The sequence below is a fragment of the Rhodobacter sp. NSM genome, assembly GCF_052244495.1.
Taxonomy (GTDB): Bacteria; Pseudomonadota; Alphaproteobacteria; order Rhodobacterales; family Rhodobacteraceae; genus Cereibacter_A.
In genome coordinates, this window is record NZ_JBQPXH010000008.1 from 162,156 (window position 1) to 181,646 (window position 19,491).

The window sequence follows — 19,491 nt, forward strand, 5'->3', positions numbered from 1 at the left end:
GGCGCCCCGACCGCATTTTTGACGCGGCGCGAAATTACCCCTTTTCTTCCCCTGCGAGCTTGGCTAAGAACCCGCCACCAAGCCAAGACAGTGCGGTCGTGGCGGAATTGGTAGACGCGCAGCGTTGAGGTCGCTGTGGGGTAACTCCCGTGGAAGTTCGAGTCTTCTCGACCGCACCATTCTTCTGACGAAACGCCGAAGGGCGGCCCCAACGGGCCGCCTTTTGGCATTCCGTGCCGCCACGCCGCCTGTGTCCGACGCTTTCGTCACGGATCGGTCGCATTTGGTGGCCGTCGGTTCGCATCCCGTCGCTTGGGCACGCGCCCGGTCGTGCTAGCTGCCCATCAAGGCAGCAGATGCCGCCCCTCCCGCGGCCTGTGCACAACAAGATTGCAATGGGGGGACCGTTCAGCTTTAAACAATGACAACGAGTGCAGGAAACCTGCCGGACCAAGATGGGGAGATGGGGTGGTGGCTTCTACCCAGGACGACGGTTTCGTCGTGTTCGAACACGTGCAGAAGAGCTACGATGGCGAGACGCTCGTCGTTAAGGACCTCAACCTGACGATTGGCCAGGGCGAGTTCCTGACCATGCTTGGGCCCTCCGGCTCGGGCAAGACGACTTGCCTGATGATGCTGGCCGGCTTCGAGACCGCGACGCACGGCGAGATCCGCCTCGACGGTCGTCCCATCAATACCGTGCCCCCGCACAAGCGCGGCATCGGCATGGTGTTCCAGAACTACGCGCTTTTCCCTCACATGACAGTCGGAGAGAACCTCTCCTTCCCTCTCGAGGTCCGCGGCATGTCCCGGTCTGATCGCGAGCGCAAGATCAAGCGCGCGCTCGACATGGTCCAGATGGGCGCCTTTGCGAACCGCCGTCCCGCGCAGCTCTCCGGTGGCCAGCAGCAGCGGATCGCGCTGGCCCGTGCGCTGGTCTTCGACCCGCAGCTGGTCCTGATGGACGAGCCCCTCGGCGCGCTCGACAAGCAGCTGCGCGAGCACATGCAGTTCGAGATCAAGCACCTGCACGAGAGCCTCGGCATCACCGTGGTCTACGTCACCCACGACCAGGGCGAGGCGCTGACCATGTCTGACCGGATCGCCGTCTTCAACGATGGGCGCATCCAGCAGCTCGCCCCGCCGTCCGAGCTTTACGAGCGGCCGAAGAACAGCTTCGTGGCCAGCTTCATCGGCGAGAACAACCGCCTGCCGGGCACGGTCGAGGAGATTGCCGACGGCCGTGCGCTCGTGCGGCTGGAAACGGGCGAGCTGATCGACGCGACGCCCGTCAACGTCGCGCGGCAGGGGCAGAAGACGCTCGTCTCGATCCGTCCCGAGCGGGTGGAGTTCAAGCCCGAGATGCTGCCGCCCAACGCCCATCTCATCGATGCCGACGTGCTCGAGTTCATCTACATGGGCGACATCTTCCGCACGCGCCTGCGCGTTGCCGGATCCGAGGATTTCGTGGTCAAGTGCCGCAACACCCTCGGTCAGCGTGTCCTGCGCCCCGGCGAAAGGATCCGGATCGGCTGGGCTCCCGAGGATGCCCGGGCCCTCGATCCGCTCTGACTCCGTTGCGACGGACCAGCCGCGCATGCGTGGCCAAAAAAGACAAACTGCACAACATGGGAGACCAAACGATGAAGAAGGCCCTCATTCTTTCCACTGCCCTGACAGCCGTGGCTTTCGCTGCTTCGGCGGAGCAGGTGACGGTGATGTCCTGGGGCGGGTCCTACACGACCAGCCAGGTCGAGGCCTACCACAAGCCCTTCACGGCCGAGACCGGCATCACGGTGGTGTCGGTGGATGCCGACAATCCGGCCACGCCGCTGAAGGCCATGGTCGAAGCGAACAACGTCAGCGTCGATATCGCCGACGTGGAATATGCCGACGCCATCCGCCTCTGCGATGAGGGGATGCTCGAGGAGATCGACCCGGAGATCCTGGCCGCTGCGCCCGACGGCACGCCCGCGACCGAGGACTTCCTGCCCGGCGCCCTGACCGACTGCGCCGTGGCCACGATCGTCTTCTCGACCGTCTTCGCCTATGACGACACGAAGTTCCCGAACGAGAAGCCGACCACGATGGCGGACTTCTTCAACCTCGAGAAGTTCCCCGGCAAGCGCGCCATGCGCAAGGGCGCCAAGGCCAACCTCGAGATGGCGCTGATGGGCGATGGCGTCCCGGCCGAAGAGGTCTACGCCTTGCTCGAGACGCCCGAGGGCGTCGACCGTGCCTTCGCCAAGCTCGACACGATCAAGAACGACGTGATCTGGTGGGAGGCCGGCGCCCAGCCGCCGCAGCTGCTGGCCGACGGCGAGGTGGCGATGACCACCGCCTACAACGGCCGGATCTTCGCGGCCGCGGTGTCCGAGAACAAGCCCTTCGTCACCGTGTGGGACGGGCAGGTCTACGAATACGACCTCTTCGTGATCCCGAAGGGTGCCCCGAACCTCGAGACGGCGAAGCAGTTCCTGACGTTCTCGACCGACACCCAGCGCCTCGCCGACCAGGCGAAATGGATCAGCTACGGTCCCGCGCGGAAATCCTCGGGTGAACTCGTCGGTCTCTTCATGGACGGCAAGACCGAGATGGGCCCGCACATGCCCACGTCGGAAGCCAACCTCGAGAACGCGCTGGCCTCGTCCTACGAGTTCTGGGTCGACCGCGACTCCGAACTGAACGAGCGCTTCAACGCCTGGCTCGCCTCGAACTGATCCCTTGCGGGGCGCGCTCCCTCGCGGGGCGCGCCTCCCCCTGAGACGTGAGGCCCAAGATGGCAGACGCAACAGCAGATCTTGCCGCTCCGGGCGCCGAGCGCCTGACCACGGCGGACGGGCGCCCGTTGAAGGTAGCCCTTGCCCGCGCCCAGTCCCGTGCGCGCCGCCGCGCCTTTCTTCTGGTGCTGCCGCTCCTCCTCTTCATCGTCGTCACCTTCATCGTGCCGATCGGCCAGATGCTGCACAGGTCGGTCCACAACGACGGCTTCTCGAAGAACATGCCGCAGCTTTCGCAGTGGTTCGCCGACACCCCTCCGGGAACCGAGCCGGATGAAGCCGCCTTCGCAGCGCTTGCCGCCGACCTCAAGGCATCCGCCGAAGCGAAGACGGTGGGTGTCGTCGGCACGCGGGTGAACTACGAGATGCCGGGCACCCGGTCGCTCTTCACCTCCACCGGCCGGAAGGCAAAGAACTTCGAGCCGCCCTACAAGCAGGCAATCCTCGAGGCGGACCAGAAATGGGCCAATCCGAAGCTCTGGGGCACCATGCGCCAGGTCTCGAGTGCCTATTCGCCGAACTTCTTCCTCGCCGCGGTGGACCTCGCGCGCGACAACGAAGGCAACATCGTCCAGGCCCCCGAAGGTCGCCGCGTCTACGTGATGCTGTTCGAGAGGACCTTCCTGATCGCGGGCCTGATCACCTTCCTCTGCCTGCTCCTCGGCTACCCGATCGCCCATCTTCTGGCGATCCTTCCGCTGCGCACCTCGAACCTGCTCATGATCCTCGTGCTGCTGCCGTTCTGGACCTCGCTCCTCGTGCGAACCACGTCCTGGATCGTGCTCCTGCAGGGGCAGGGGGTGGTCAACAACTCGCTCGTTGCCACCGGCATCATCTCCGATTCGAACCGGATCCCGATGATCTACAACCAGGCGGGCACGATCATCGCAATGACGCATATCCTGCTGCCCTTCATGATCCTGCCGCTCTATTCGGTGATGCGTCCGATCCCGCCGTCCTATGTCCGCGCGGCTCGTTCGCTCGGCGCCTCGAGCTGGACGGCCTTCCGCAGGGTCTACCTGCCGCAGACCCTTCCGGGCATCGGCGCCGGCGCGCTCCTCGTGTTCATCCTGGGCGTGGGCTACTACATCACGCCGGCCCTCGTCGGCGGCGCCTCGGGGCAGTTGATCTCGAACCTCATCGCCTTCCACATGCAGGACAGCCTGAACTGGTCGCTCGCCGCCGCGCTCGCGGCCGTGCTGCTCGGCGCGGTGCTCATCCTCTACTGGCTCTACGATCGTCTGGTCGGCATCGACAATCTGAAGCTGGGCTGACCGGCCCCTTCATTCTCGCCCAAATATCCCGGGGGTCCGGGGGCAGCGCCCCCGGCCTCTGCCTCAGGAGACTCGCCCGATGGCTCTTCCCGTCTATGCCAGCCCGCTCGAGCGCATCTGGTACTATGCCTATCGCGTGATCTGCGCGCTGATCTTCCTGTTCCTGATCGCGCCGATCCTGATCGTCATCCCGCTCAGCTTCAACGTCGAGCCGTACTTCACCTTCACCGAGAAGATGCTGGCGCTCGACCCCGAAGGCTATTCGCTGCGGTGGTATGACACGCTGCTGACCTTCGGCATGTCTGCCCCCGATGCCCCGCGCACCACCTCGTGGTGGATGGACGTCTGGAACAACGCAGCCTGGGTCCGGGCCGCGAAGAACTCCGTCATCATCGGTGTCTCCTCGACCATAGTGGCCACAGTGCTCGGCACGGTCGCGGCCCTCGGTCTCTCGCGGCCCGAGATGCCCTACCGCCGCGCCATCATGGCGATCCTGATCTCCCCGATGATCGTGCCGATCATCATCACCGCCACCGGGCTCTTCTTCTTCTATTCGGCCACCGGCCTCGCGGGCAGCTATGTGGGTGTGGTGCTGGCCCATGCCACGCTCGGCATTCCCTTCGTCATCATCACCGTGACGGCCACGCTCGTCGGCTTCGACAAGTCGCTGACCCGCGCCGCGGCCTCGCTCGGCGCGAGCCCGACCACGACCTTCTTCAAGGTGACGATGCCGCTCATCCTGCCGGGCGTGATCTCCGGCGGCCTCTTCGCCTTCGTCACCTCCTTCGACGAGGTGGTGGTGGTGCTCTTCGTGGCCGCACATGACCAGCAGACGATCCCGCGCCAGATGTGGAACGGCATCCGCGAGCAGATCAGCCCGGCGATCCTGTCGGTTGCCACGATCCTCGTCATCGTCTCGGTGGCGCTGCTCGCCACGGTCGAGCTGCTGCGGCGGCGCTCGGAGCGGTTGCGCGGCATCTCTGGCTGACACCTTCGCGCAGGCTTTCTGACGGCCCGCCCGGCCCCGAGCCGGGCGGGCCTTTCCATCTGCCGGAGCCTGCATTTTCAGGGGTGTTTTGCGGTTGACTCTCGCCTCAGCGTCGCTAAAAGGCGGGGCTCAGGGATTTTTGCGGAGGGCGTCTGCCCGCCGACTGCAGGAGACGAACCATGGCGAAGCCGACGACGATCAAGATCCGGCTGAACTCGACGGCGGGCACCGGGCACTTCTACGTGACCAAGAAGAACGCCCGCACCATGACCGACAAGATGGTCGTGCGGAAGTACGATCCGGTCAAGCGCGAGCATGTCGAATACAAGGAAGGCAAGATCAAGTAAGATCGGCCTCTCTTGTTTGCGGACAAGGCCGTGCCTTCGGGCGCGGCCTTCGGCATTTCAGGAGCCTGCTTCCGTGACCGTGCCCGGCCTGCATCTGCGCCTCGCACGTCCCGAGGATCTTGCGGCGGTGGACGCGCTCTTCGCCCACAGCTATGGCCGCCTCCTCAGGGCCGACTACCCGCCATCGGTGCTGGTGACGGCGGTCCCGCTGCTCGCCCGCGCGCAGCCCGTGCTGCTTGCCTCGGGCCGCTACTGGATAGCCGAGCCGGAGGGGAGGATCCTCGCCGCTGGCGGCTGGAGCCTGCGCGGTGTGGGGGAGGGTGAGATCCGGCACCTTGTGACCCATGCCTCCCATGTGCGGAAGGGGATCGCCACGGCGCTCCTCGGTCGCGCGATCGCGCAGGCCTCCGCCGAGGGCGTCCTCCGCTTCCATTGTCTCGCTACCCGCACCGCCATCCCCTTCTATGAGAGGATGGGGTTCCGGCGGCTGGGCGAAGTCTCGGTGAGGCTTGGCCCCGGCGTGACCTTTCCGGGGGAACGGATGCTGCGCGGGCCATGAAAAAGGGCCGGTCCGAAGACCGGCCCCATCCCGTGCCGTCGTTGCTGCGGTTACTCGCGGTTGCCCATGAATTGCAGCAGGAACATGAAGAGGTTGATGAAATCGAGGTAGAGCTGAAGCGCGCCCATGATCGCGGCCTTGCCCAGCCACTCCGCATCGCCCGTGTGGGCGTGCTGGAGGTAGGTGTTCTTGATGTTCTGCGTGTCGTAGGCGGTCAAGCCGGCGAAGATCAGAACGCCGATGACCGAGATCGCGAAGGCCAGCGCCGACGAAGCGAGGAAGATGTTCACGATCATCGCGACGATCAGGCCGACCACGCCCATGATCAGGAAGGTGCCGAAGCCCGAAAGGTCCTTCTTCGTCGTGTAGCCGAAGAGCGACAGGCTCGCGAAGGCGATCGCCGTGATCAGGAAGGTCTGCGCGATCGACACGCCCGTGAAGGCCACGAAGATCCAGCTGAGCGACAGGCCCATGACCGCCGCGTAGGCGTAGAAGAAGAGCTGCGCCGCTGCCTGGCTCAGGCGGTTGAGCACCGCGCCGAAGGCAAAGACCATGATGAGCGGGGCGAACATCACGATCCAGCCGAGGATATTGGGGCTCATCGTCACCGGGTCGCGCAGCAGCGAGAACAGTTGCTCGCTCGTCCCGAAGGCCCAGGCCACGCCGCCGGTCAGCAGCATGCCGACCGACATCAGGCCGTAGACCTTGTTCATGTGGGCGCGAAGGCCCTCGTCGATCCTGGCCGCCCGGGCGCCTGCGCCGACCGAACGCACCGTCTGATATTCAGCCATATCGTGCTCTCCTTGTTGTTCCGTCCGCATGTCCGGTCAGCCCGGACACCTTTGACGCCAATATCGGAAAGCTGGCCTCCCAGTTCAAGGAGTTCCGGCCCTCACTCGGGGCCAAAACCCCTGTCGATACGTCTCAGCGACGCCAGTTCGAAGGAACGTCCCATAGCGGGCGGGCCGCTTCGGCGCGGGCTTCGTCCGCCGTCAGGCCGACGTCGCTGAGCAAATGCGGGTCGAGCTGCGCGAGGGCGCGGCGCTGGCGATGCGCGGCAACGGCAAGTTGGAGATGGGCGACGAGGCGCTGAAGGCTCCCGCCCGCCTGCACGCCGCTGGTCGCGAGGCGGGCTGTGTGAAGCGAGGCAAACATTGGTCCGTCCTTTCCATGATCGGATATCGTGCAAGGGGTCGCTCCCCTCGCTTGATCCTTATGCCAGAATCGTTCACATTTGGAAAATGAATGCTTTTGACGCCCAGCATCAGGATTCGTGATATGCCGCGCAACCTCGATCTGACTGCCCTCCGGTCCTTCGTGGCCGTCGCCGATGCGGGCGGCGTCACGCGGGCGGCCGGGTTCCTGAACCTCACGCAATCGGCTGTCTCCATGCAGATCAAGCGGCTCGAGGAGACCCTCGATCTCGCGCTGCTCGACAGGTCGGCCCGGCGGGTGAGCCTGACGGCCGCGGGTGAGCAGCTGCTCGGCTATGCGCGGCGGATGCTCGCGCTGAACGACGAGGTCTTCGGCCGACTTACCCATGACGACTTCGAGGGAGAGGTCGTGCTGGGGGTGCCGCATGACATCGTCTATCCCGCAATCCCGCAGGTGCTGCAGCGCTTCGCGGCCGAATTCCCGCGCATGCGCGTCACTCTGCTTTCCTCCTACACCCGGAAGCTCAAGTCGCAGTTTGCGCGAGGCGAGTGCGACGTGATCATGACCACCGAGGATGCGGTGGAGCCGGGAGGCGAGACGCTGGTCGAACTGCCGCTCGTCTGGGTCGGCGCGCCTGGCGGGCAGGCCTGGAAGCAGCGACCGCTGCGCCTCGCCTTCGAGCCGAACTGCATCTTCCGCATGGGGGTTCAGTCGGCGCTCGACGAGATGGGGATTCCGTGGACGATGGCCGTCGAATCCGACAGCTCGCGCACGATCGAGGCCAGCGTCTCGGCCGATCTCGCCGTGCATGTGTCCCTCGCCGGGGCCGAACCACGCTACATGGAGCGCATCCCCCATTGCGGATCGCTGCCGGACCTCGAGACGAGCAAGGTCAACCTCTACGTCGCCGATCCCGTCCACAGCCCTGCGGTCGAGGTGCTGGCCGAGCTGATCCGCCGGGCCTATGCCGCACAGGCTGCCGGTGGCTCGGCGCCGCGCCCCGTGTTGACCAGCGAGCCTGTGGCCGAGGACGGGCCGCGCTTTGCCTTCAGGGCATGAGGCCGCGCGGGCCGCGGGGCCGGCCGGCAGGCGGTCCCGAACGGATCAGGGAAGAATCACCACCTTGCCGGTGGCCTTCCGGCTGCGCAGCAGGTCCAGTCCCTCGGCGGCCTCTTCCAGTGGGAATTCGTGGCTGACATGAAGGTCGAGGCTTCCCTCCGCCATCCATCCGAGAAGCGTCTCGAGGCTTTGCGTCAGCACCCGCGGCGCGAAGGTCATGTAGCCTCCCCAATAGAGACCGATGACGCTGAGGTTCTTGACCAGAAGGAGGTTGGCGGGCACCTGCGGAACCTCGCCTCCTGCGAAGCCGATCGCGAGCAGCCGGCCCTCGGGACGGGACGCCCGAAGTGCTGCGTCAAAGCCCGCGCCCCCCACCGTGTCATAAGTGACGTCGATCCCGCCGAGCGCCTTCAGCCTGCCCTTGAGTTCGTCCGCATCGCTGTCGATCACCTCATGCGCACCCGCGGCCCGCGCGATGTCGAGCCGGTCCTCGCCCCGTGCGCTCGCGATCACCCGCGCGCCCATGCGGTGCCCGATCTGCACGGCGGCGAGACCCACGCCTCCCGCGGCGCCGGTGACGAAAAGCGTCTCTCCGGCTCGCAACCGCGCCCGGTGGTCGAGCGCGAGATGGCCGGTGCCGTAGGCGATCTGGAACGCGGCCGCATCGCGGAAGCTCACGCCCTCGGGCAGGGTGATGCAGCGCTCGGCGGACCAGCAGCCGAACTCTGCCAGTCCCCCGCAGGAGCCGAAGGCCGCGACCCGCGTTCCGGGCTCGAGACCCTCCACGCCCGGCCCGAGCGCATCGACGATTCCGGCCACTTCCATGCCGAGGGTGAGGGGGAGGGCAGGGCGCTCCTGATAGCGGCCCTGGATCATCAGGAGGTCCGCGAAATTGAGGGCGCAGGCGGCGATGCGGAGCCGCACCTCGCCCGGAGCGGGCTCGGGCAGGGGCACATCCGCGAGCTGCGGATCCTGTCCGGTTCTGGTCAGTCTGAAGGCACGCATGAGGCGAATGATGACCTTTCGGTGGCGGGAAAAGCGCCGAATTTGACCATCGGAACGTCGGATTTGCCAGCCAGACGCGCAAGATTCGCACTATGCAACGGAATTGCCTCGCTCTCGTTGCAAGATGCGTCGCATTTTGCAAAATCACCTATGGGCGAGTGAGTGGGTGATGGTGCGCCCGAGGGGCGATCCGAGCGCCCTTCTACCGAACGGGGCCGAGTCTGTATGATTAGACATATCCAAAAAGACAGGTTTGTTTCAAGTGAACTTTTTCTGGAAAGAAAAGCATCTGCAGGGCGGTTTTGGCACACAATTTGCTTGTAAGTGGTGCAGGGACAGCTGGAAGATTTACGGAGACATTTCATGAAACATCCCGTCGACGCCCACGTTGGGAAACGCATCCGCCACCGCCGGTGGATGGTGGGCATGACGCAGCAGCAATTGGCTGACTGTGTGGGTATCAAGTTCCAGCAGATCCAGAAATACGAGACTGGCATGAACCGCGTCAGCGCTTCCCGTCTCTGGGACATCGCCGAAGCGCTGGGCGTGTCGATCAGCTTCTTCTTCGAGGGTCTGGAAGGCGCCGGCGATCAGGCGCGTCAGGCCGAAGGCGACCGCATCACCGACAAGGAAGCGCTGGAGCTCGTCCGCTCCTACTACGCGATCCCGGAGGCGCAGCGTCGCCGCCTGTTCGATCTGGCCCGGGTGCTGTCCGAAGCCGCCTAGCTCGATGGATGAGCGGGCGTCCGCGCCGGGACGCCGCGCTTGACCCTGATCGCCCCGCAGGCTACCCGCGGGGCGCAGGAGGGCCAGGATGCAGATGCTTACCGTCAGCGAGACAGCGGAACTCATCGATACCGCGGCCGAGATGGCCGAGGCCGCACGGGAAGCCACGCTGCTGCATTTCCGCAGCATGGCCCTTCTGGCCGAAACGAAGGAGACCGACCGGTTCGATCCGGTCACGGTTGCCGATCGGCTCTGCGAGGAGCGCATGAGGGCGATCCTCGCGCGGCGGCGCCCGCAGGATGCCATCCTCGGCGAGGAGATGGGCCGGACCAGGGGAGACAGCGGTCTTACCTGGGTGCTGGACCCGATCGACGGCACGCGCTCCTACCTCTGCGGCACGCCGACCTGGGGCGTGCTGATCTCGGTCGCCGATGAGACAGGACCCATCTACGGCCTGATCGACCAGCCCTACATCAAGGAACGGTTCGAGGGCGGCTTCGGCCGCGCCCGCGTCATCGGCCCCATGGGCGAGCGTGGTCTCGCCACGCGATCCGCCCGGCCGCTATCCGAGGCGATCCTGATGTCCACCTTCCCCGAAGTGGGGACGGCCGAGGAAGGGGCCGCCTTCCGCCGCCTGGCCGGGCAGGTCAAGCTGACCCGATACGGCACCGACTGCTACGGTTACGCGTTGCTTGCCGCAGGGCAGATCGATCTCGTCGTCGAGGCTGGCCTTCAACCTTACGACGTGCAGGCGCCGATGGCGGTGATCGAGGCTGCGGGAGGGATCGTGACGGACTGGGAAGGCCGGCGGAACCCGAATGGCGGCCGAGTCATCGCTGCCGCATCGCCAGAGGTTCACGCGCTTGCCCTGCGGATCCTGAGGGATGAAGCGCCCATCTCCGACGCTGTCGGCTGAAGCAACGACTGGCCGCCTTGCGGGCGAGGGCGCGTCGCTCGCGTCAGCGGCCCGCCTCTCTTCAGGCCGTGCCCGGGCCGGCGAAAGCGGGTTTCCCGCCCACCCACACCGCGCGTACGGCACGGTCGTCGCCCATAATGATGCTGGGAAAGATCTGCTGCCAGATCGACTCCGCGCGGCGGGTAGCCTGCTCGATCGCCGGCGTGGAGGCGAGATCCAGGACGACGAGATCCGCCTCCAACCCCGGTGCGATGTTGCCGATCCGGTCCTCGGCCCGCAGCGCGCGGGCGGAGCCGGCCGTTGCCAGCCACCAGAGCTGGGCCGGATGCAGCGCCTGTCCGCGCAGCTGGCCGATCTCGTAGGCCGCGGCCATGGTCCGCAGCATCGAGAAGGACGAGCCGCCGCCCGTATCCGTCGCAAGCCCGACGCGGATGCCCTGCGCGACAAGCCCCATGTCGAAGAGACCCGACCCGATGAAGGTGTTGGACGTCGGGCAATGCACGAGGCTCGCGCCCGCTTCGACAAGCCGGTCCCGCTCGCGGTCGGCGAGGTGGATCGCATGGCCGAAGACGGCGCCTTCGCGCAGCAGGCCCTGCGCCTCGTAGGTGTCGAGATAGTCCCTCGCCTGCGGATGAAGCTCCTTCACCCACTCGATCTCGTCGAGCTGCTCGGAAAGATGCGTCTGCATCAGGCAGTCGGGATGCTCGCGCCAGAGCGCGCCGAGCGCGGCCAGCTGCTCGGGCGTGGAGGTGGGCGAGAAGCGGGGCGTGATGACGTAGGACAGCCGGTCGCGCCCGTGCCATTTGCCGAGCAGGCGCTTGCTGTCGTCATAGGCGCTCTGCGCCGTGTCCCGCAGGCCTTCGGGCGCGTTGCGGTCCATGCAGGTCTTGCCCGCGTAGGCGCGCAGGCCACGAGCCGCGGCTGCCCCGAAGAAGGCGTCGACGCTCTCGGGATGGATGGTGCAGTAGCTGCAGACCGTGGTCGTGCCATGCGCCAGCGTCAGGTCGAGATATCTGCCCGCAACTTCGTTGGCATATGCGGCGTCGCCGAAGCGCATCTCTTCCGGGAAGGTGTAGGTTTCGAGCCAGTCGATCAGGCGCTTTCCCCAGCTCGCGATGATCGTGGTCTGGGGATAATGCACATGGGCGTCGACGAAGCCTGCCGAGATCAGCCCAGTTCCGTAATCCGTGACGCGCGCTTGCGGATGCGAGGCGCGGAGCGCCGCGGCCTTGCCGACCTCGACGATCCTCCCGTCCGACACGAGCACGCCGCCATGAGGCTCGTGGCGGGCCGCCGCCTCGCCTTCGAGGAAGGGGTCGCCCGCGAAGGAGAGCACCTGTCCCAGCAGCAGGTCGGTCATGTCGGATCTCCGTCGGGGGTGAAGCGCCTCAACCTAGCCCGTTTCCTCGGCAGGGTAAATTTCCCGCCGCCCCTGTTTCTGTGCGCCATCCTTGGATAAGGTCGATGAAAAGCGAAACGGGGGCGCCATATTGCAGGCAGAGACGGGCGACAAGCGCGAGGAAGAACGGTCGGGCGTGCCGGACCGGATCGTGGATTCGGTGCTCGAGGCGGTCGAGGAGCGCGACGAGGCGCGTCTGTCCGACCTGCTCGAACCGCTCCACGCCGCAGATATCGCCGACGTTCTGGAGCAGATCGGCCCGTCGGAGCGGCGAGAGCTGCTGACGCTGTGGTCCGACGGGATCGATGGCGAGATCCTGTCCGAGATCAGCGATGCGATCCGCGAGGAGGTGATCGAGAACCTGCCGCCCGAGGTGATTGCCGAGGCGGTGCGGGAACTCCACACGGACGACGTGGTGGACATCCTCGAGGATCTCGAGGAGCCGCAGCAGGAGGCGATCCTCGGCGCGCTGGACCGGGCCGACCGGGTGGCCGTCGAGCAGGCGATGGCCTATCCGGAGTATTCTGCGGGCCGCCTGATGCAGCGCGAAGTCGTCGTGGCGCCGATGCACTGGACGGTGGGCGAGGCCATCGACTTCCTGCGCCGGGCCGAAGAGCTGCCCGACCAGTTCTACCACGTCATCCTCGTCGACCCGCGCATGAAGCCGCGCAGCTACGTCACGCTCGGCCGGCTCCTGTCGTCGCGCCGCGACGTGAAGCTGACCGAAATCGAGGAAGAGAGCTTCCGCACCATCCGCGCCACGGTCGAGGAGGCCGAGGTCGCCTATATCTTCAACCAGTATCACCTCATCTCCTGCCCGGTGGTGGACGAGAACGACCGGCTGGTCGGCGTCATCACCATCGACGACGCCATGAACGTGCTCGACGAAGAACACGAGGAGGACATCCTCCGTCTCGCCGGGGTCGGTGACGAAAGCTCGATTTCGGACACGGCGATCGAGACCACCCGGCAGCGGCTGCCGTGGCTGTTCGTGAACCTGCTGACGGCGATCCTCGCGAGCCTCGTGATCGCGCAGTTCGAGGACAGCATCGCGCAGCTGGTGGCATTGGCCGTGCTGATGCCGATCGTCGCCTCGATGGGCGGCAACGCCGGAACGCAGTCTCTGACCGTGGCGGTTCGGGCGCTGGCCACGCGTGACCTGACCGGTTCTAACGTGGCACGCGTCATCCGGCGCGAGGCGATCGTGGGCCTCGTCAACGGGCTCATCTTCGCGCTGGTCATGGGGCTTGTCAGCTGGTTCTGGTTCGAGAACCCCATGCTCGGGCTGGTCATCGGTGCCGCCATGATCGTCAACCTGCTGGTGGCGGGCCTCGCCGGCATCCTCGTGCCCGTCGTGCTGCAGAAGGCGCGCGTCGATCCGGCCCTCGCCTCGGGAACCTTCGTCACGACCGTGACGGATGTCGTCGGCTTCTTCGCCTTCCTCGGCCTCGCCGGGGCGGTGCTGCTGTGACGCTGGCCGCGCGAAAGGCGGACGCCCGCCGTGCCGCAGGTGCCGCCCGCGCGCTTGCGCACGAGGCCGGGCAGGGGCAGGCGGCCGAGCTTCTGGCGGACTGGCTGTCGCGGCACCGGGGGCGCGTCCTGTCCGGCTACATGCCGATCCGGTCCGAGATCGACCCGCTTCCGGCCATGGCTGCCCATGATGGCCCGGTCTGCGTCCCCGTGATCATGGCGCCGGGCGAGCCGCTGCGTTTCCGCGAGTGGAGCCCCGGCTGCCGCATGACCGAGGGCCCGTTTGGCGCTTGCGTGCCCGAAGAGGGCGCATGGCTCGAGCCAGAGGTCCTGGTCGTGCCGCTGCTCGCCTTCGACCGACGCGGCTTCCGGCTGGGCTATGGCGGCGGATTCTACGACCGCACGCTGGAGCGGCTGCGTGCGCGCCATCCGGTAACGGCCGTGGGCTTCGCCTTCGCGGCGCAGGAACTGCCCGAGGTGCCCATCGAGCCGACGGACCAGCCGCTGGATGCTATCCTGACCGAGACCGGCCCCGTCCCGCTGCGCCGCTGAAGCCGTCGAGCCTATCGGGCGATCACCTCGTCGCGCACGAACATGTTCGCCCAGGCACGGTCGATCAGCGCCGGACTCATCTGATAGGGCAGCCCCTCGAACTCGCAGACGGCGATCATCTGGTCGATGAGGTAGACCGGCATGTAGTTCGCATAGCGGTTGTCGATGGTCGGGAACTTCACCTTCATCAGGTGCAGCAGCGCAGCCTCGTCCAGCGGAACCTTCCGCTTTTTCGCGACCATGGCGAAGATCTTCAGGAAGTTCTCCTGGTTCGGCCCGTCAATCTTGATCTTGAAGAAGATCCGCCGCAGGGCCGCGCCGTCGAAGATCTCGTTGGGGTGGAAGTTGGTCGAGAAGATCACCAGCGTGTCGAACGGAACGGTGAACTTTTCGCCCGACTGCAGGGCAAGGATGTCGCGGCTCTCCTCGAGCGGCACGATCCAGCGGTTGACGAGCTTCTGCGGCGGTTCTGCCTGACGTCCGAGGTCGTCCACGATGAAGATCCCGCCGGTGGACTTGAGCTGCAGCGGCGCCTGATAGGTGCGCGCCACCGGGTTGTAGGTCAGGTCGAGCATGTCGAGCGTGAGCTCGCCCCCGGTGATGACCGTGGGACGCTCGCACCAGACGTAGCGGTTGTCGAAGCGGTTCGAGGTGCGGCGCAGGCTGTTCGGATCGTCGACAGCGGCCTCGGCCGCACGGTGCACGATCGGGTCGTAGACGGTGATCACCTGGCCCGAGTATTCAAGCGCGCGTGGGACGTAGATCCGGTCGCCGAGCGCGTCGCGGATCCCGTTCGAGATCGAGGACTTCCCGTTGCCGGGCGGGCCGTACATCAGGATCGAGCGGCCGGACGTGACGGCCGGCCCGAGGTGGCCCAGAAGCTCGTCCGGCAGGATCAGGTGGCCCATGGCCGACACAAGCTGCTCGCGGGTGAGCTTGATGTTGCGGATCGACTGGCGCTCGACCTGCTTGCGGTACTCGTCGAGAGGGACGGGCATCGCGCCGTAATATTCCGACTGGCTCAGCGCGTCGAGCGCGCGGGCCTTGCCGGCATCGGTCAGCTGATAGCCCATCTCGTTGCCCGAGGTGGCATGCAGCGTCCCCGTGGCCTCGACCAGCCGCTGGCTTCGCGCGAGGTCCACCAGCTCCTGCGTAAGCTGCGCGGGCAGGCACACCATCTGCGAGATCTGCGACACGAGGTCGAGGTTCATGCGGAACATGGTCTTGATCAGGATGTCCCTCAGCATGACCAGCCCGAGGCCCGTTTCGGCCAGCGTGCGTGGCGAGGAAGGCGCGATGACGTCGGAATTGTGCATGTTCATGGGATCACCGGGACGAGGGTTTCAGCCGTCCAAGACTGCCGCAAGAAGGTAAAGGATCAGCATGCCCGACAGGGCCAGGCCCATCGGGAAGTCGCGCCGGTGCCAGCTCTGCCAGTCGGCGGTGGCGCTGCGGAAGGGCCCCACGAAGCTCAGGCCGCGGTGGCTCGCGAAGGCCCCCAGCAGCGAGGCGGCGAGGAGCGCCATGGCGAGGCGCAGGTCCGCCGTCGCGAAGAAGGGGGCCATGGCGGCGACGAATTTTGCGTCGCCGGCCCCGATCAGGCGGCGCATGTTCATGAGGAACGTCACGAGCAGGACGACCGGCAGATGCAGCCAGCGCCACAGCCAGTCCTCGAGCGGCAGCGCGATGGGGCCAATTGCGAGGAAGACCACGGTCAGGGCGATGACCGCCTTGTTCGGGATCTTCATGAACTTCATGTCGCTCCACGCCACCCAGAGCGCGATCGGCACGGCGAATGGCAGGAACCACAGCGCCGCCCAGGGTGACGTTGCAACCACGCCCTGCATCGTCAGCCCGCGTCCAACGCCTCGAGACTGCGAACCGCGGCCTCGAAATACTGCGGGTGGGTGTCGATGGCCGACTGCAGCAGGCCCTTCCCCACGAGCACGTCGCCCTTCTTGATGGCCGCGAGAGCCAGAGTGTAGGTCAGCTCGGCGCGCTCCTTCTGGGTGGACTGGATCACCGGCAGTTCGTATTTCCGCTGCGCGCCGCGGGCGAGCACGAGGTTGTTCTTCGTGGTGAACGACGTGGGATCATAGGTCAACGCCTCGTAGAAGAGACGCTCCGCACCGGCGGCATCGCCGCGTGTCAGCTTCGAGAATCCCCAGTTGTTCAGCACCCCCGCCGGCTGCGTCGTCATGCCGACGGCGGTTTCGTAGAAGCTGTCCGACTTCTTCCATTGCTTCTTGCTGTCGGCCACCATCGCCTCGAGACGGTAGCGCTGGAAGGTCTCGTAGGTCGGGGGGATCCGCGACAGTTCGGCCTCGGCGCGCGTCCAGTCGTTGGACCGGATGAGCGCATCGGCGAGGGCCACGCGATCCTCGTTCGTGCCTTCGTGGGTATTCGCGACATCGCTCCAGACGGTCGCGGCCTCCGCGGGACGTTGCGCGCGGACCAGCGACTTGGCGAGCCCGCGCTTCAGGTCGATGCGGTCGGGTGCCTTGTCCACGGCGCCGCGGAAGTAGGCCACGGCCTCGTCGGGCGCGCCCACCGTCAGCATGATGTCGTTGAGGTTGCTTTCGTCGATGACGTTGACGCTCTTAAGCGCCCGATCAACGTCGGCGTCTTGGTCCCCGCAGGCGCTCAGGGTCGCCGTGCCCAGCAGGCACAGCGCGGTCAGGACAGGGTGGCGCATGTTTTGCGTCCTCTTGCTGCTCGATCCCGGTCGTCCCTAGAGCTGCGAAAGCAGCACGTATTGCCCTTGCCCACGCCGCACGAGGGAGAACTCATGTCGCTCTTCCTCTTCCGCATATACCGTGGATTCGCTTTTCGCGATAGCGCGGCGCAGATTTTCCCGGATCGAGTCCGTCGCGCCACTGTCGAGTGCAAAGGCTTGCTGGAACACGAGCTTCGCCTCTGCCGTCCGTCCGCGCTCCATCAGCACGACGCCGAGGTTGTTGACGGCCGGCACGAAGGAGGGATCCATCTCGATCGCCTTGCGCAGCAGTTGCTCCGCCTGGTTGAGCCGGCCGAGATGCAGGTTCGCCGAGCCCAGAGCCGAGAGCACGTCGGCGTTGATCCCCTGTTCGGACGCCGCCCGAAGATAGGCCCGCAGCGCCAGCTCGTCCTCTCCCGCCGCGAGGAGCCGATGACCCACCAGAAGACCGTCGACCCCGTCCCGTCCCGGATCCACCGCGAAGGGCGCATTCCGTGCTGCCGCCTGCCTCGAAAGAGCATCCGGACCGCTGCAGGCGGCAAGGGTCACGCAGAGGAGGAGGATCGGCAGGCCTCGGGTCACGTCGTCTCACTGTCCGCCCAGCTGCGTCGCGATGCCATAGACCGAGGGGCCGATCAGGATCAGCATCAGCGGTGGCACCGTCAGCATCATAGTGCCGAGGGTGAGCTTGGTCGGCAAGGTGTTTGCCTTCTCCTCGGCGCGCATCACGCGTTTGTCGCGCATCTCCGAGGAGTAGACGCGCAGCGCCTCGGCGATCGAGGTGCCGAAGGTGGCGGACTGGATCAGCGTGGTCACGAACGACGCAACGTCGGGAATGCCCACCCGCTCGGCCATGTCCTTTAGCACGGCGACGCGTTCCTTCCCGGCCTTGACCTCCTGGGACACGATCTCGAACTCTTCGGACAGGGCAGGATAACCGGCGGCCGACTCGCGCGCGACGCGCAGGATCGACTGGTCGAGCGACTGGCCGGCCTCGACACAGACCAGCATCATGTCGAGCGCGTCGGGAAAGCCCGCCACGATCTGGTCGTGCCGTTCCTGTTCGCGGCGCTTCACCCAGTAGATGGGCAGGTAGTAGCCGATCGCCCCGGGCAGCAGCGTGTAACTGACCATCTGCTGCATGCTGAGCGGCTCGGCAGCCGAGACGATCAGCGCGTAGAGCACACCGATCACGAGAAAGCCGATGCCGAAGGCGAACTGAGCGGCGTGGAAGGCGCGCACGGCACCCTTGGACCGGTAGCCTGCCCGCATCAGCTTGAGCCGCGAGGCCGAAAGTTCCTCGGCGGTCTTGGGTTCGAGAAGGTTCGCGAACCGGTCGAGCTTCTTCGAGCCGGACGACCGGCGCAGAGCCTGGGTCGCGGGGGCCTGAGCGGGTGTCGAGGTGCGCTGCGCCTTGATCCGGTCGAAGGGCTCGTCGCGCTTCTTCAGCATGGCGGGCAGGGTGACGGCGATGAGAAGGATGCCCAGGATCCCCACCGCCGCCAGCGGTCCCAAGGGGCCGAGGGCGTCGGTCAGGGCCATCTCGATGCGATTGAGGAGTTCCATCGGCTCACACCTTGATGTTGACCATGATCTTCATGAAGACGACGTTCGCGACAAGGAACGCACCCACCACCAGCGCCGCGGGCACGAACAGCGGCGTGTCCTTGACCCCGTCATAATAGTCGGGCTTGAGGACCGAGATCGCCACCAGCGCCACGATGGGGAAGGCCGAAAGGAAGGTGCCGGACCACTTCGCTTCGGCGGTGATCGCCTTGACGCGGCGGAAGAGCTTGAAGCGCGAGCGGATGACCTTGGCGAGGCCCTCGAGGATCTCGGCGAGGTTGCCGCCGGACTGCTGCTGGATGTTCACGGCCACCGCGAGGAAGCGCAGGTCCTGGCTCTCCATGCGCTCGGCGAAGGCACGGATGCACTCGGCCACGTCCCGCCCATAGGCGGCCTCGTCCGCGATGACGCCGAACTCCGTCCCCAGCGGATCGGGTACCTCCTTCGCGACGATCTGGATGGCCGAGGAGAACGGGTGCCCCACGCGCAGCGAGCGCACCATCAGCTCGACCGCGTCGGGGAGTTGCTCCTCGATCAGGGCCATGCGCTTCTTGGCCTTGTTGTTCACCCACACGTAGACCGCGCCGACCCCCATGACGATTGCCACGGCAACGCGCACGGGCAGGGCGGCGCTGGTCCCGACCGTCAGGCCCATGTAGGCCACGCCGGAGAGCAGCACCATCACGGCCACCAGCGCCTTGGGCGAAAAGGCGATGTTGGCCTTCTGTGCCTTCGAGGCGAGGATCGCGTAGAGCGGGATGCCCTTCGCGTTCATGTGCTGGCTCATCTCCTTGCGGAGCTGTTCGAGCACCTGTTCCCGGTTCTGGTTCTTCTCGAGAAGCGCGAGCCTGCGGCTGACCTTGGAGTTCAGGCTGATCGACTTGCCGAAGACGGTCAGATAGATCCCCTCGACCAGCAGGAGCACGGCGAGGAAGATCAGGATGTAGATGATGGGTGCCGCGCTCAGCTGCATGGGGCC

21 protein-coding genes and 1 tRNA gene are annotated in these 19,491 nt (G+C 66.1%); 12 read left to right on the plus strand and 10 right to left on the minus strand.

Annotated elements, in window-relative coordinates; genetic code table 11:
• Positions 1-92 precede the first annotated feature (92 nt).
• The 7 genes from ACTVZP_RS15915 to ACTVZP_RS15945 all read left to right on the plus strand — a co-directional run bounded on the left by ACTVZP_RS15915 (position 93) and on the right by ACTVZP_RS15945 (position 5,948).
• A tRNA-Leu gene (locus tag ACTVZP_RS15915) sits at positions 93-179 on the plus strand.
• A gap of 289 nt (positions 180-468) precedes the next feature.
• A complete protein-coding gene (locus tag ACTVZP_RS15920; RefSeq protein WP_443213149.1) occupies positions 469-1,572 on the plus strand; it encodes an ABC transporter ATP-binding protein in 1,104 nt (367 codons plus the stop codon).
• A gap of 56 nt (positions 1,573-1,628) precedes the next feature.
• On the plus strand, positions 1,629-2,720 hold the full coding sequence (locus ACTVZP_RS15925) for an ABC transporter substrate-binding protein (protein ID WP_443213150.1): 1,092 nt from the start codon (positions 1,629-1,631) through the stop codon (positions 2,718-2,720).
• A gap of 59 nt (positions 2,721-2,779) precedes the next feature.
• Positions 2,780-4,054, plus strand: coding sequence for an ABC transporter permease (locus ACTVZP_RS15930; RefSeq protein ID WP_443213151.1), 1,275 nt, complete (start codon positions 2,780-2,782; stop codon positions 4,052-4,054).
• Between the two features lie 79 nt (positions 4,055-4,133).
• Positions 4,134-5,042: an ABC transporter permease gene (locus tag ACTVZP_RS15935; protein WP_443213152.1), complete on the plus strand. Its 909-nt coding sequence runs from the start codon at positions 4,134-4,136 to the stop codon at positions 5,040-5,042.
• Between the two features lie 179 nt (positions 5,043-5,221).
• Positions 5,222-5,389: a 50S ribosomal protein L33 gene (gene rpmG / locus ACTVZP_RS15940; protein WP_002722806.1), complete on the plus strand. Its 168-nt coding sequence runs from the start codon at positions 5,222-5,224 to the stop codon at positions 5,387-5,389.
• Between the two features lie 73 nt (positions 5,390-5,462).
• Complete coding sequence (locus ACTVZP_RS15945) at positions 5,463-5,948, plus strand: GNAT family N-acetyltransferase (RefSeq protein ID WP_443213153.1); 486 nt, start codon at positions 5,463-5,465, stop codon at positions 5,946-5,948.
• Positions 5,949-5,998: 50 nt separating this feature from the next.
• On the opposite strand, the gene ACTVZP_RS15950 is transcribed toward ACTVZP_RS15945, so the two are convergent.
• Together ACTVZP_RS15950 and ACTVZP_RS15955 are read right to left on the minus strand one after the other, a co-directional pair.
• Positions 5,999-6,739 (minus strand): Bax inhibitor-1/YccA family protein, encoded by a 741-nt coding sequence (locus ACTVZP_RS15950; RefSeq protein ID WP_443213154.1) that lies wholly within the window; start codon positions 6,737-6,739, stop codon positions 5,999-6,001.
• A 133-nt stretch (positions 6,740-6,872) separates the two neighbouring features.
• On the minus strand, positions 6,873-7,103 hold the full coding sequence (locus tag ACTVZP_RS15955; protein WP_443213155.1) for a DUF1127 domain-containing protein: 231 nt from the start codon (positions 7,101-7,103) through the stop codon (positions 6,873-6,875).
• 123 nt (positions 7,104-7,226) lie between these two features.
• Here ACTVZP_RS15955 and ACTVZP_RS15960 point away from each other — a divergent pair, with 123 nt between their 5' ends.
• Positions 7,227-8,162 carry a LysR family transcriptional regulator gene (locus ACTVZP_RS15960; protein ID WP_443213156.1) on the plus strand — a complete coding sequence of 312 codons (936 nt, stop codon included), beginning with the start codon at positions 7,227-7,229 and terminating at the stop codon, positions 8,160-8,162.
• A 45-nt stretch (positions 8,163-8,207) separates the two neighbouring features.
• Here ACTVZP_RS15960 and ACTVZP_RS15965 read toward each other — a convergent pair whose 3' ends face one another.
• Positions 8,208-9,167 carry an NADPH:quinone oxidoreductase family protein gene (locus ACTVZP_RS15965; protein ID WP_443213157.1) on the minus strand — a complete coding sequence of 320 codons (960 nt, stop codon included), beginning with the start codon at positions 9,165-9,167 and terminating at the stop codon, positions 8,208-8,210.
• A 363-nt stretch (positions 9,168-9,530) separates the two neighbouring features.
• On the opposite strand from ACTVZP_RS15965, the gene ACTVZP_RS15970 reads away from it, so the two are divergent.
• Together ACTVZP_RS15970 and ACTVZP_RS15975 are read left to right on the plus strand one after the other, a co-directional pair.
• Positions 9,531-9,893, plus strand: coding sequence for a helix-turn-helix domain-containing protein (locus tag ACTVZP_RS15970; protein WP_002722818.1), 363 nt, complete (start codon positions 9,531-9,533; stop codon positions 9,891-9,893).
• An 88-nt stretch (positions 9,894-9,981) separates the two neighbouring features.
• Positions 9,982-10,809, plus strand: a complete 828-nt coding sequence (locus ACTVZP_RS15975) for an inositol monophosphatase family protein (protein WP_443213158.1) — start codon at positions 9,982-9,984, stop codon at positions 10,807-10,809.
• Positions 10,810-10,870: 61 nt separating this feature from the next.
• Here ACTVZP_RS15975 and guaD read toward each other — a convergent pair whose 3' ends face one another.
• Positions 10,871-12,169: a guanine deaminase gene (gene guaD / locus ACTVZP_RS15980; protein WP_443213159.1), complete on the minus strand. Its 1,299-nt coding sequence runs from the start codon at positions 12,167-12,169 to the stop codon at positions 10,871-10,873.
• A 130-nt stretch (positions 12,170-12,299) separates the two neighbouring features.
• On the opposite strand from guaD, the gene mgtE reads away from it, so the two are divergent.
• Together mgtE and ACTVZP_RS15990 are read left to right on the plus strand one after the other, a co-directional pair.
• A complete protein-coding gene (mgtE, locus tag ACTVZP_RS15985; RefSeq protein WP_443213160.1) occupies positions 12,300-13,679 on the plus strand; it encodes a magnesium transporter in 1,380 nt (459 codons plus the stop codon).
• Positions 13,676-14,230 carry a 5-formyltetrahydrofolate cyclo-ligase gene (locus ACTVZP_RS15990; RefSeq protein WP_443213161.1) on the plus strand — a complete coding sequence of 185 codons (555 nt, stop codon included), beginning with the start codon at positions 13,676-13,678 and terminating at the stop codon, positions 14,228-14,230. Before mgtE ends, ACTVZP_RS15990 begins: the two co-directional genes overlap by 4 nt.
• Positions 14,231-14,241: 11 nt before the next feature.
• On the opposite strand, the gene ACTVZP_RS15995 is transcribed toward ACTVZP_RS15990, so the two are convergent.
• The 6 genes from ACTVZP_RS15995 to ACTVZP_RS16020 are packed head-to-tail and all read right to left on the minus strand — an operon-like array spanning position 14,242 to position 19,485.
• Positions 14,242-15,552 (minus strand): ATPase, encoded by a 1,311-nt coding sequence (locus ACTVZP_RS15995; protein WP_443213162.1) that lies wholly within the window; start codon positions 15,550-15,552, stop codon positions 14,242-14,244.
• A 21-nt stretch (positions 15,553-15,573) separates the two neighbouring features.
• Positions 15,574-16,077: a prepilin peptidase gene (locus ACTVZP_RS16000; RefSeq protein WP_443213163.1), complete on the minus strand. Its 504-nt coding sequence runs from the start codon at positions 16,075-16,077 to the stop codon at positions 15,574-15,576.
• A gap of 2 nt (positions 16,078-16,079) precedes the next feature.
• On the minus strand, positions 16,080-16,925 hold the full coding sequence (locus tag ACTVZP_RS16005) for a tetratricopeptide repeat protein (protein ID WP_443213164.1): 846 nt from the start codon (positions 16,923-16,925) through the stop codon (positions 16,080-16,082).
• Between the two features lie 36 nt (positions 16,926-16,961).
• Positions 16,962-17,528, minus strand: coding sequence for a tetratricopeptide repeat protein (locus ACTVZP_RS16010; protein ID WP_443213165.1), 567 nt, complete (start codon positions 17,526-17,528; stop codon positions 16,962-16,964).
• A 6-nt stretch (positions 17,529-17,534) separates the two neighbouring features.
• Positions 17,535-18,512, minus strand: a complete 978-nt coding sequence (locus ACTVZP_RS16015) for a type II secretion system F family protein (protein WP_443213166.1) — start codon at positions 18,510-18,512, stop codon at positions 17,535-17,537.
• 4 nt (positions 18,513-18,516) lie between these two features.
• The gene (locus ACTVZP_RS16020; RefSeq protein ID WP_443213167.1) at positions 18,517-19,485 is read right to left on the minus strand and encodes a type II secretion system F family protein; all 969 of its coding nucleotides are present in this window, start codon (positions 19,483-19,485) and stop codon (positions 18,517-18,519) included.
• Positions 19,486-19,491 lie beyond the last annotated feature (6 nt).

Excerpts from the sequence above, each read along its gene's own strand:
- ACTVZP_RS16015 (WP_443213166.1), bottom strand. The coding sequence starts at position 18,512 with ATGGAACTCCTCAATCGCATCGAGATGGCCCTGACCGACGCCCTCGGC.
- ACTVZP_RS15935 (WP_443213152.1), top strand. The coding sequence starts at position 4,134 with ATGGCTCTTCCCGTCTATGCCAGCCCGCTCGAGCGCATCTGGTACTAT.
- ACTVZP_RS15995 (WP_443213162.1), bottom strand. The coding sequence starts at position 15,552 with ATGAACATGCACAATTCCGACGTCATCGCGCCTTCCTCGCCACGCACG.
- ACTVZP_RS15965 (WP_443213157.1), bottom strand. The coding sequence starts at position 9,167 with ATGCGTGCCTTCAGACTGACCAGAACCGGACAGGATCCGCAGCTCGCG.
- ACTVZP_RS15970 (WP_002722818.1), top strand. The coding sequence starts at position 9,531 with ATGAAACATCCCGTCGACGCCCACGTTGGGAAACGCATCCGCCACCGC.
- rpmG (WP_002722806.1), top strand. The coding sequence starts at position 5,222 with ATGGCGAAGCCGACGACGATCAAGATCCGGCTGAACTCGACGGCGGGC.
- ACTVZP_RS15955 (WP_443213155.1), bottom strand. The coding sequence starts at position 7,103 with ATGTTTGCCTCGCTTCACACAGCCCGCCTCGCGACCAGCGGCGTGCAG.
- ACTVZP_RS15975 (WP_443213158.1), top strand. The coding sequence starts at position 9,982 with ATGCAGATGCTTACCGTCAGCGAGACAGCGGAACTCATCGATACCGCG.
- ACTVZP_RS15960 (WP_443213156.1), top strand. The coding sequence starts at position 7,227 with ATGCCGCGCAACCTCGATCTGACTGCCCTCCGGTCCTTCGTGGCCGTC.
- ACTVZP_RS15950 (WP_443213154.1), bottom strand. The coding sequence starts at position 6,739 with ATGGCTGAATATCAGACGGTGCGTTCGGTCGGCGCAGGCGCCCGGGCG.
- ACTVZP_RS16005 (WP_443213164.1), bottom strand. The coding sequence starts at position 16,925 with ATGCGCCACCCTGTCCTGACCGCGCTGTGCCTGCTGGGCACGGCGACC.
- ACTVZP_RS16020 (WP_443213167.1), bottom strand. The coding sequence starts at position 19,485 with ATGCAGCTGAGCGCGGCACCCATCATCTACATCCTGATCTTCCTCGCC.
- ACTVZP_RS15930 (WP_443213151.1), top strand. The coding sequence starts at position 2,780 with ATGGCAGACGCAACAGCAGATCTTGCCGCTCCGGGCGCCGAGCGCCTG.
- guaD (WP_443213159.1), bottom strand. The coding sequence starts at position 12,169 with ATGACCGACCTGCTGCTGGGACAGGTGCTCTCCTTCGCGGGCGACCCC.
- ACTVZP_RS15925 (WP_443213150.1), top strand. The coding sequence starts at position 1,629 with ATGGGAGACCAAACGATGAAGAAGGCCCTCATTCTTTCCACTGCCCTG.
- ACTVZP_RS16000 (WP_443213163.1), bottom strand. The coding sequence starts at position 16,077 with ATGCAGGGCGTGGTTGCAACGTCACCCTGGGCGGCGCTGTGGTTCCTG.